This is a genomic window from Streptococcus mitis (assembly GCF_002096925.1).
GTDB lineage: Bacteria > Bacillota > Bacilli > Lactobacillales > Streptococcaceae > Streptococcus > Streptococcus mitis_AF.
Genome location: NZ_NCVN01000028.1, coordinates 1 through 10,755, shown reverse-complemented (window position 1 = coordinate 10,755; position 10,755 = coordinate 1). Strand labels below are relative to the sequence as shown.

General features: G+C 41.1%; 13 protein-coding genes. 10 read left to right on the top strand and 3 right to left on the bottom strand.

The window, feature by feature from the left end; all coding sequences use genetic code 11:
* The coding region (locus tag B7692_RS06140; protein WP_084930226.1) for a transposase at window positions 1-202 on the top strand (202 nt) is incomplete at its 5' end.
* 60 nt (window positions 203-262) lie between these two features.
* Here B7692_RS06140 and B7692_RS06135 read toward each other — a convergent pair.
* The 3 genes from B7692_RS06135 to coaA all read right to left on the bottom strand — a co-directional run bounded on the left by B7692_RS06135 (window position 263) and on the right by coaA (window position 2,066).
* Window positions 263-790: a DNA topology modulation protein gene (locus B7692_RS06135; RefSeq protein WP_084930225.1), complete on the bottom strand. Its 528-nt coding sequence runs from the start codon at window positions 788-790 to the stop codon at window positions 263-265.
* A 51-nt stretch (window positions 791-841) separates the two neighbouring features.
* Window positions 842-1,078, bottom strand: coding sequence for a 30S ribosomal protein S20 (rpsT, locus tag B7692_RS06130; RefSeq protein ID WP_084930224.1), 237 nt, complete (start codon window positions 1,076-1,078; stop codon window positions 842-844).
* Window positions 1,079-1,145: 67 nt separating this feature from the next.
* Window positions 1,146-2,066 carry a type I pantothenate kinase gene (coaA, locus tag B7692_RS06125; RefSeq protein WP_084930223.1) on the bottom strand — a complete coding sequence of 307 codons (921 nt, stop codon included), beginning with the start codon at window positions 2,064-2,066 and terminating at the stop codon, window positions 1,146-1,148.
* A 200-nt stretch (window positions 2,067-2,266) separates the two neighbouring features.
* Here coaA and B7692_RS06120 point away from each other — a divergent pair, with 200 nt between their 5' ends.
* The 9 genes from B7692_RS06120 (at window position 2,267) to B7692_RS06080 (ending at window position 10,636) form a co-directional block, all read left to right on the top strand.
* Entirely contained in the window at window positions 2,267-2,671 is a 405-nt protein-coding gene (locus B7692_RS06120) for a hypothetical protein (RefSeq protein ID WP_084930222.1), read from the top strand.
* A gap of 211 nt (window positions 2,672-2,882) precedes the next feature.
* On the top strand, window positions 2,883-3,473 hold the full coding sequence (locus B7692_RS06115) for a class I SAM-dependent methyltransferase (RefSeq protein ID WP_084888391.1): 591 nt from the start codon (window positions 2,883-2,885) through the stop codon (window positions 3,471-3,473).
* Window positions 3,470-4,747 carry a pyrimidine-nucleoside phosphorylase gene (locus B7692_RS06110; RefSeq protein ID WP_084930221.1) on the top strand — a complete coding sequence of 426 codons (1,278 nt, stop codon included), beginning with the start codon at window positions 3,470-3,472 and terminating at the stop codon, window positions 4,745-4,747. Before B7692_RS06115 ends, B7692_RS06110 begins: the two co-directional genes overlap by 4 nt.
* A 19-nt stretch (window positions 4,748-4,766) precedes the next feature.
* Entirely contained in the window at window positions 4,767-5,429 is a 663-nt protein-coding gene (gene deoC, locus B7692_RS06105) for a deoxyribose-phosphate aldolase (RefSeq protein ID WP_084930220.1), read from the top strand.
* Window positions 5,416-5,805, top strand: coding sequence for a cytidine deaminase (locus B7692_RS06100; protein WP_000246100.1), 390 nt, complete (start codon window positions 5,416-5,418; stop codon window positions 5,803-5,805). The genes deoC and B7692_RS06100 overlap by 14 nt, the downstream gene beginning before the upstream one ends.
* Window positions 5,806-5,894: 89 nt before the next feature.
* Window positions 5,895-6,947 carry a BMP family lipoprotein gene (locus B7692_RS06095; RefSeq protein WP_001036139.1) on the top strand — a complete coding sequence of 351 codons (1,053 nt, stop codon included), beginning with the start codon at window positions 5,895-5,897 and terminating at the stop codon, window positions 6,945-6,947.
* Window positions 6,948-7,090: 143 nt separating this feature from the next.
* Window positions 7,091-8,626, top strand: coding sequence for an ABC transporter ATP-binding protein (locus tag B7692_RS06090; protein ID WP_033681960.1), 1,536 nt, complete (start codon window positions 7,091-7,093; stop codon window positions 8,624-8,626).
* Window positions 8,619-9,677 carry an ABC transporter permease gene (locus B7692_RS06085; protein WP_033683459.1) on the top strand — a complete coding sequence of 353 codons (1,059 nt, stop codon included), beginning with the start codon at window positions 8,619-8,621 and terminating at the stop codon, window positions 9,675-9,677. The genes B7692_RS06090 and B7692_RS06085 overlap by 8 nt, the downstream gene beginning before the upstream one ends.
* Window positions 9,678-9,679: 2 nt before the next feature.
* Entirely contained in the window at window positions 9,680-10,636 is a 957-nt protein-coding gene (locus B7692_RS06080) for an ABC transporter permease (RefSeq protein ID WP_033677420.1), read from the top strand.
* Window positions 10,637-10,755: the final 119 nt, after the last annotated feature.

Here is a 10,755-nt window from a genome sequence, read left to right as displayed (position 1 = left end):
TCAGGCGCTTTTATCTCCCGAAGGAAGACAGATTTTCGCTCAACACAAGATTGATGTGGAACCTGTCTGTGGGCAGATAAAGGCTTGTTTGGGTTACAAGAGATGTAATCTGAGAGGGAAGCGTCAAGTGAGAATTGACATGGGATTGATACTTATGGCCAATAACCTCCTAAAATACAATAAGAGAACAACTCAAAATTAAAAAGCTAGAGTTCCGCTATTGGAAATCTCTAGCTTTTTTGTGGCTGAGAACTATTTTGTCTCAGGTTCTTTTCTTGTTATGTGCGAGATTTTCTAAGAAGTAATCTATCTCCTTTTGAGACCTAAGGATAACAACTTTATCTGGATAGTTTTTTTGAATCCACTTGTAGCGTTCCTTAGCGGATTTGCTCCGTCCATCCCAGAGAATCCATCGGATAAACTCCCAATTAAACTGTTCTTGACAACCAACTGCCATACTTTCTCTGACCTTGCCTCGGTATTTGAGGTATCGTTTAAAGGCTCGAAAGAGACAGGTCAATGGCGAAAAATTAAGAAAGATGATTTGGTCAGCATCCTGCATTCTTTCCTCATAGAAACACCAAGAATAATTTCCATCAATAACCCAAGCTTCATGCTTGGTGAGAAAGTTTTTCATCTCTGTCAACATCCATTCGCGGTCACTGTCTTGCCAACCAGGTTGAAATTGGAGCGTGTCCATGTGAAGTTTGGGGATGGAGTAGCAGTGAGACAACTTTTTAGCTAGAGTTGACTTACCAGCACCAGAATATCCGATAATTGCGATTTTCATTTTCTACCTTTTCCTATTTGGGGACAAAAAAACAGCCTCATGGACTGTTTCTTATTTAGCAAGTTTAGATGAAAGACGAGCTTTATCGCGGCTTGCTTTGTTTTTGTGAATCAAACCTTTAGTTTCTGCTTTATCGATAGCTGAGCTAGCAGCACGGAAAAGTTCTTCAGATGGGTTTGCTTCGAAAGCTTTGATAGCAGTACGCATAGCTGATTTTTGAGCTGAGTTCTTTTCGTTTTGTTTAACGTTCAATTCAGCGCGTTTGATAGCTGATTTAATGTTTGCCAATGTTCTTACCTCCATATTTACTAACTATACCATTATATCTGAAAACTTACATTTTGACAAGGGAAAATTATTTTTTTAAGTAAATTTCATCGATTTCATGGTTCTTTGTTTTATGAAGAATCACTTCTGCACGATTTCTAGTTGGTTCAATATAATTTTGTAGATTTGTGAGATTGATACTGGTCCAGACCTGATGGGCAAAGGATTCCACTTCCCCAATCGGCATTTGTGTAAAACGATAATAGTAGCTATCAGGATCGTTTTGGGCTAGGCTCAGCATTTTCAAGAAACGGTCTAGATACCAACTCTCGATGTCATCGACTGCAGCATCAACATAGATGGAAAAGTCAAAGAAGTCAGTAATGTAGAGACGCTCGTTTTGTGGATTTTGAAAGACATTTATTCCCTCAACAATAACAAAATCAGCAGCTTTGACGCTTTGCTTTTCCTCGGGTACGATGTCGTAGACTTCATGAGAATAGACAGGAATATCTACATCTTGTCCATTTTTGATGTGATCCAGGAAGTTGAGAAGAGCTTCCATATCATAGCTTTCAGGAAATCCCTTGCGATTTAAAATCCCTTGTTCAATCAAGGTCTGGTTGGGATAGAGAAAGCCATCAGTTGTTACCAACTCAACCGTAGCATCTGTAAGGGTACGGGACAGTAGGATTTGAAGTAGGCGACTGGTTGTGGATTTTCCAACGGCAACACTCCCAGAAACCCCAATGATAAAAGGCTGGGATTTGCTTTCACGTTGAAGGAAAATCCCTTTTGAAAAGGCCAAATCATCCTTGGTACGCTTGTAAATCTGGATGAGATGGGCTAGGGGGAGATAGACATCGGTAACATCCTGCAAGCTAATCTGGTCATTAAAACTCTTGATGGATTCTAATTCCTCTTCTGTCAAAGGAGGTGTTGTCTTCCGATGTAAAGATTGCCAATTCTGGCGGCTGATTTTTTCAAAATGTAAAAATTCGTTGGTCATTTGTTTTCCCCTAGATATTTTGTTTATCATACCATAAAAAGCTAAAAAAATAAAGCGGTTTCTTGATGATAGTAAGCCAATAGCGTATAATAGAAGTAGATAGAGGTTGACCAATTTATTGATGAAGTAGGAGATAGTTTCTACTGATTTATAAACTTATAAAGGGGGCTTTTTAGTTCACAACTTATAGGGGGTGTACTATGAAAATCTTAAAACGTTACATATTGGAACTCTGTTTTATTTTAAGTTTTGCACTACCTTTTTTAAAAGGAGCCAATGCGGATAATGGTAGACGCTTTGTGGAAATCTATTACGGTTTTACTTTTTTGATGGAACATGCTATTGTAACAGCTATCTTTATCTGTTCGCTCTTGATTGCTTTCTTCCTAAAAAAACGGTGGACGAAATGGCTTGCTGCTGGTAGTTATATCTTCTTAGTTCTATGGATTGCTACAGAGGGTTATTTCTTCCGCATGTCGCTAGAAGATTTGATACGCCTTTGGACAAGTTTGGAAATTCTGACACAAACTTATCAGTTGGGCTTTTATCTAAACATCTTATTGGGAATCCTGTTGATAATTAAGTATCTGACGGTTAAGCAATAGTAAATGAAAATGCATCTGATTATAGATGACAAATTTATTGTTTTATCCTGACTATGATATTTATGGTTCTAAATGGTTTATCATTTATCTATAAGTGTTGAAAGAGATTGAAGAAAAGGTTTTACCTACTAGCTTTCTTCAGTCTTTTTTCGTTTTATTATCAATTTGTAAACGATTTACAATTTAAGTCAAATTATGGTAAAATAGTTTCATGAGTAAAATGTATTATGCAGAAAATCCTGACGCTGCTCACGATATTCATGAGTTGCGAGTAGAATTGTTGGGACAAAAAATGACCTTTTTAACGGATGCGGGTGTTTTTAGCAAGAAAATGGTTGATTTTGGAAGTCAACTCTTGCTCAAGTGTCTTGAGGTCAACCAAGGAGAAACTGTCCTTGATGTAGGCTGTGGTTACGGACCTTTGGGCTTGTCCTTAGCTAAGGCTTATGGAGTTCAGGCGACCATGGTCGACATCAACAATCGTGCCTTGGATTTGGCACGACAAAATGCTGAACGAAATAAAGTGGCAGCTACGATTTTCCAGTCTAACATCTATGAACAAGTTGAAGGGAAATTTGACCATGTCATTGCCAACCCCCCTATCCGTGCAGGTAAGCAAGTGGTTCATGAAATCATTGAGAAAAGTAAAGATTTCTTGGAAACTGGTGGGGATTTAACAATCGTTATCCAGAAGAAACAAGGGGCTCCAAGTGCCAAGTCCAAGATGGAAGATGTGTTTGGTAATTGTGAAATCGTCAAAAAAGATAAGGGATACTATATCCTTAGAAGTGTGAAAGAATGAGAGCAGTTGATTTAATCCAAAAGAAACGAGACGGTCAAGAACTGACTTCGAGTGAAATTGAATGGCTAGTTGAAGGCTATGTGTCAGGAACTGTTCCTGATTATCAGATGTCTGCTTTTGCTATGGCTGTTTATTTCAAAGGAATGACGACTCGAGAAATCTCTGATCTGACTATGAAAATGGTTAAGACTGGTCAAGAGTTTGATTTATCTGCTATTGATGGGGTTAAGGTTGACAAGCATTCTACTGGGGGTGTTGGTGATAAGGTAACCTTGATTTTGGCTCCCCTTGTTGCTAGCTTCGGTGTGCCTGTGGCAAAAATGAGTGGTCGTGGTCTCGGCCATACGGGCGGTACGATTGATAAATTGGAGTCCATTAAGGGCTATCAAGTAGAACGTAGTCAAGAGGATTTTATTCACCAAGTTCAGGATATTGGTGTATCTGTCATTGGGCAATCAGACCAGCTGGTCAAAGCGGATAAGCTTCTCTACGCCCTACGTGATGTGACCGCAACTGTCGACACGATTCCTTTGATTGCGAGTTCTGTCATGAGCAAGAAAATTGCGGCAGGGGCGGATGCTATTTTGCTAGACGTGACTGTCGGTGAGGGTGCCTTCATGAAGACGGTTGATGAGGCGCGTGAATTGGCTCAAACCATGGTAGATTTAGGGAAAGCAGTAGGCCGTAAAACAGTTGCAGTCATTACGGATATGAGCCAGCCCTTGGGACGAGCGATTGGAAATCGTCTGGAAATCCTTGAAGCATTGGAGATTTTACAAGGTCAAGGCCGTCAGGATATTACCCACTTCATCTGTGAATTGGCTCAAATTATGCTTGGTTTAGCAAATGTAAACAAGACAGTTGAAGAAGTACGCCAACATCTTGAAAATGGACAAGCGCTTACTAAGTTTGAGGAGATGGTCCAAGCCCAAGGTGGAGACTTGGAAGACCTCTATCGTCCTGTCAATGTTACCCATGTGGTGGAAATCCCTGCTCAGGAAACGGGTGTCATTTCAGCTCTTCCAGCTATGGAATTTGGGCTTTATGCTATGAGACTGGGGGCAGGCCGTGCAGTCAAGTCTGATGCCTTGGACTATGAAACAGGAATTGTTTTTGAAAAGAAAGTTGGAGATTCCGTTCAAAAGGGAGAAATTGTTGCAAAAGTATATACAAATGGAAAAATTTCTCCTCAGCTAGTTACAGATTTTCAAAAATATGTTAAAATAAATGATAGGGTGCAAAGTTTACGAGAAATTATAGAAATTATCTCATAAACCGCAGGAGAATCCGAATATGAAATTAAATAAATATATCGATCATACGCTTTTAAAACAAGATGCGACAGAAAATCAAATTGATTGTTTGTTGTCTGAGGCTAGAGAGTATGATTTTGCTAGTGTTTGCGTTAATCCGGCCTGGGTTGAACATGCTAAAAAAGGTCTTGAAGGCTCTGATGTCAAGGTCTGTACAGTAGTAGGTTTCCCTTTGGGAGCAACAACTTCAGCTGTGAAAGCATTTGAAACAAAAGAAGTTATCCAAAATGGTGCAGATGAGATTGATATGGTGATCAATGTTGGAGCTCTCAAATCAGGTAATCTTGATTTGGTTGAATCGGACATTCGTGCTGTTGTAGAAGCAAGTGGTGACAAGTTAGTGAAAGTCATTATTGAAGCTTGCCTGCTGACAGACCCAGAAAAAGTTGTTGCTTGCCAATTAGCTCAAAAAGCTGGAGCTGATTTTGTTAAAACATCTACTGGCTTTTCAACTGGTGGTGCTACGGTAGCAGATGTCACGTTAATGCGTGAAACAGTTGGACCTGATATGGGAGTCAAGGCTGCTGGCGGAGCTCGTTCTTGTGCAGATGCTCTTGCCTTTGTGGAAGCAGGTGCGACTCGTATCGGAACGTCAGCTGGGGTAGCCATTGTAAAAGGAGAATTGGCTGATGGCGACTACTGAGTTGATTGAACTAGCAATTGAAACCAGCAAGAAAGCCTATGTGCCCTATTCTCACTTTCCAGTCGGAGCTGTTTTAGTGGCGAAAGATGGGAACATTTATACAGGTGTCAATATCGAGAATGCTAGTTATTCTTTGACTAACTGTGGAGAACGTACAGCGATTTTTAAAGCAGTTTCTGAAGGCCAAAGAGAATTTTCAGAATTGATTGTCTATGGACAAACAGAAAAACCAATCTCGCCATGTGGTGCTTGTCGCCAAGTGATGGCTGAATTTTTTGAACAAGATCTAAAAGTGACCTTGGTCGCAAAAGATAAATCGACGGTCGAGATGACGGTCGGGGAATTACTTCCATACTCTTTTACAGACTTAAACTAGTCTGAGTCGCTCTCTGAGTGACACGGTCCTTGTGGCCAACCAATCCATACTTGCAACATCGTTGCACATCTTATTTAGGAGGTTCAGTAATGAACAAGAAACAATGGCTAGGCCTTGGTCTAGTTGCAGTGGCAGCAGTTGGACTTGCTGCATGTGGTAACCGCTCTTCTCGTAACGCAGCTTCATCTTCTGATGTGAAGACAAAAGCAGCAATCGTCACTGATACTGGTGGTGTTGATGACAAATCATTCAACCAATCAGCTTGGGAAGGTTTGCAAGACTGGGGTAAAGAACACAATCTTTCAAAAGATAAAGGTTTCACTTACTTCCAATCAACAAGTGAAGCTGACTACGCTAACAACTTGCAACAAGCTGCTGGAAGCTACAACCTAATCTTCGGTGTTGGTTTTGCCCTTCACAATGCAGTTAAAGATGCAGCAGAAGAGCACACTGATTTGAACTATGTTTTGATTGATGATGTGATTAAAGATAAAAAGAATGTTGCTAGTGTAACTTTCGCTGACAATGAATCTGCTTATCTCGCAGGTGTTGCAGCGGCTAAAACAACTAAGACAAAACAAGTTGGTTTTGTAGGTGGTATGGAGTCTGAAGTTATCTCTCGTTTTGAAGCTGGTTTCAAGGCAGGTGTTGCCTCGGTAGATTCATCTATAAAAGTACAAGTTGACTATGCTGGTTCATTTAATGATAATGCCAAAGGTAAAACAATTGCAGCGGCACAATACGCAGCTGGTGCAGACGTTGTTTACCAAGTAGCTGGTGGTACAGGTGCAGGTGTCTTTGCAGAAGCAAAATCACTCAACGAGAGCCGTCCTGAAAGTGAAAAAGTTTGGGTTATCGGTGTTGACCGTGACCAAGAAGTAGAAGGTAAATACACTTCTAAAGATGGTAAAGAATCAAACTTCGTTCTTGTATCTACTTTGAAACAAGTTGGCACAACTGTAAAAGATATTGCTAACAAAGCAGAAAAAGGTGAGTTCCCTGGCGGTCAAGTAATCGTTTACTCATTGAAAGATAAAGGTGTTGACTTGGCAGTAACAAACCTTTCAGAAGAAGGTAAAAAAGCTGTTGAAGATGCAAAAGCTAAAATCCTTGATGGAAGCGTAAAAGTTCCTGCAAAATAATGGATGGAAGTCATTTCTTAGGAAGCGGCCCTCGGCCGCTTTTTTAAGAGTTGAGACAAAATCATTTTGTCTCAGTAAAGCTTGCTACTAGACAAACTAGCAAGTTTTATTGAAATAAAATAAGACTCTGAAAGGAAGAGCACATGGCACACGAAAATGTCATTGAGATGCGTGATATTACCAAGGTGTTTGGTGAATTTGTTGCCAACGACAAAATCAACCTGCACCTACGAAAAGGTGAAATTCATGCACTTTTAGGAGAAAATGGGGCTGGAAAGTCCACGCTAATGAACATGTTAGCAGGGCTTCTTGAACCAACCAGTGGTGAAATTGTGGTCAACGGTCAAGTTGTCAACCTCGACTCCCCATCTAAAGCAGCTAGCTTGGGAATCGGGATGGTTCACCAGCACTTTATGTTGGTAGAAGCCTTTACAGTGGCTGAAAACATCATTTTAGGTAGTGAATTAACTAAAAATGGTGTGCTAGATATTGCTGGAGCTAGCAAAGAAATCAAGGCTCTTTCTGAACGTTATGGCTTAGCTGTTGACCCTTCTGCCAAGGTGGCAGACATCTCAGTTGGAGCCCAACAACGTGTAGAAATTTTAAAAACCCTTTATCGGGGGGCTGATATCCTTATCTTTGACGAACCAACGGCTGTTTTAACTCCATCAGAAATTGATGAGTTGATGGCTATTATGAAAAATCTTGTCAAAGAAGGAAAATCAATTATCTTGATTACCCACAAGTTGGACGAAATTCGCGCAGTTTCTGACCGTGTTACAGTTATCCGTCGTGGGAAATCAATTGAAACCGTCGAAATTGCAGGGGCTACCAATGCTGATTTGGCAGAAATGATGGTAGGTCGTTCTGTTTCCTTTAAAACAGAGAAGCAAGCCTCTCAACCAAAAGAAGTGGTCTTGTCAATCAAAGATTTGGTGGTCAATGAAAACCGTGGTGTCCCAGCTGTGAAAAATCTGTCCTTGGATGTTCGTGCTGGAGAGATTGTTGGGATTGCGGGAATTGATGGAAATGGTCAGTCTGAACTGATTCAAGCAATCACAGGTCTTCGCAAGGTTGAATCTGGTAGCATTGAGCTAAAAGGAGATTCAATTGTAGGCTTGCACCCACGACAAATTACAGAACTAAGTGTTGGGCACGTTCCAGAAGACCGTCACCGTGATGGTTTGATTTTGGAAATGATGATTTCTGAAAATATTGCCCTTCAAACCTACTATAAAGAACCACATAGTAAAAACGGAATTTTGAACTATTCAAATATTACTTCTTATGCTAAAAAGCTAATGGAAGAGTTTGATGTTCGTGCTGCCAGTGAATTTGTTCCTGCAGCGGCACTCTCAGGAGGAAATCAACAAAAAGCAATTATTGCTCGTGAAATTGATCGAGATCCTGATCTCCTTATCGTCAGCCAGCCAACTCGTGGGTTGGATGTCGGTGCCATTGAATATATCCATAAACGCTTGATTGAAGAGCGTGATAATGGCAAGGCTGTCCTTGTTGTCAGCTTTGAACTAGATGAGATTTTAAACGTCTCAGACCGTATTGCCGTTATCCACGATGGTAAGATTCAAGGTATTGTGTCACCAGAAACAACCAATAAACAAGAACTTGGTGTCTTGATGGCTGGTGGAAACTTGGGAAAGGAGAAGAGTGATGTCTAAAAAATTACAACAAATTTCGGTTCCCTTGATTTCTGTCTTCCTAGGAATTTTACTTGGAGCCATTGTCATGTGGATCTTCGGTTATGATGCTATTTGGGGCTATGAAGAATTGTTCTATACAGCCTTTGGTAGCCTGCGTGGAATTGGAGAAATCTTCCGTGCAATGGGGCCTTTGGTCTTGATTGGTCTTGGTTTTGCTGTTGCCAGTCGTGCAGGTTTCTTTAACGTTGGACTTCCTGGTCAGGCTTTGGCAGGTTGGATTCTCAGTGGTTGGTTTGCCTTGTCGCATCCAGATATGCCACGTCCCTTGATGATTCTAGCAACCATCGTGATTGCCTTGATTGCTGGTGGGATTGTCGGTGCCATTCCGGGTATTCTTAGAGCCTATCTAGGAACATCAGAGGTTATTGTAACCATCATGATGAACTACATTGTCTTGTATGTAGGAAATGCTTTTATCCATGCCTTCCCTAAAGATTTCATGCAAAGTACAGATTCGACGATTCGTGTCGGAGCTAATGCAACCTACCAGACACCTTGGTTGGCTGAGTTGACTGGTAATTCGCGGATGAATATCGGTATTTTCTTTGCTCTCATTGCCGTTGCAGTCATTTGGTTCATGCTCAAGAAAACAACTCTTGGTTTTGAAATCCGTGCGGTTGGTCTTAATCCACATGCTTCAGAATATGCTGGTATTTCTGCAAAAAGAACGATTATCCTCTCAATGATTATCTCAGGTGCCTTGGCAGGTCTTGGTGGGGCTGTTGAAGGTTTGGGAACCTTCCAGAACGTTTATGTTCAGGGGGCGTCATTAGCTGTCGGATTTAACGGAATGGCGGTTAGTCTGCTTGCGGCCAACTCACCAATTGGTATTCTCTTTGCAGCCTTCCTATTTGGTGTTCTCCAAGTTGGAGCCCCTGGTATGAATGCGGCGCAGGTACCGTCTGAGCTTGTCAGCATTGTAACAGCGTCTATTATCTTCTTTGTCAGTGTTCATTACCTTATCGAACGCTTTGTCAAACCGAAAAAACAAGTTAAAGGAGGTAAGTAAAGATGTCTATTACAACCTTGCTCACCCTCTTGGTGTCTTCTATGCTGATTTACTCAGCGCCCCTCATCTTTACAAGTATTGGTGGTGTTTTCTCTGAACGTGGTGGTGTCGTAAACGTCGGCCTTGAAGGAATTATGGTTATGGGTGCCTTTTCTGGAGTTGTCTTTAACCTTGAATTTGCAGAACAATTTGGAGCAGCAACTCCATGGCTATCCTTACTTGTAGCAGGATTGGTAGGGGGGCTTTTCTCCATCATCCACGCAGCAGCGACGGTTCATTTCCGTGCAGACCATGTTGTCAGCGGTACGGTATTGAACTTGATGGCGCCAGCCTTGGCTGTTTTCTTGGTGAAAGTACTTTATAACAAAGGACAAACCGACAACCTAAGTCAGACTTTTGGACGCTTTGATTTCCCAGTCTTGGCAAATATCCCAGTGATTGGTGATATCTTCTTCAAGTCAACTAGTCTACTTGGTTATCTAGCGATTGCCTTCTCATTCCTTGCTTGGTTTATCCTCTTCAAGACTCGCTTTGGTCTTCGTCTCCGCTCTGTCGGTGAACACCCTCAAGCAGCGGATACTTTGGGAATCAATGTCTACAAGATGAGATATTTAGGGGTTATTATTTCAGGTTTCCTAGGTGGAATTGGCGGAGCGATTTATGCTCAATCCATCTCAGTTAACTTCTCGGTGACAACTATTGTTGGACCTGGATTTATCGCCCTTGCTGCGATGATTTTCGGGAAATGGAATCCAATCGGAGCCATGCTATCTAGTCTCTTCTTTGGACTTTCACAAAGTTTGGCTGTTATCGGTTCTCAATTGCCGTTCCTACAAGGTGTGCCAACAGTTTATCTTCAAATCGCACCTTATGTTTTGACAATTCTTGTCTTGGCAGCCTTCTTTGGAAAAGCAGTTGCACCAAAAGCAGATGGTATTAACTATATCAAATCAAAATAAGCATACAAAAAACGTCAGTTCAGAATGAACTGCACCCCAAAAGTTAGACAGAAAAAATCTAACTTTTGGGGTGCTTTTATTATGAAATTAACTTATGATGATAAAGTTCAGATCTATGA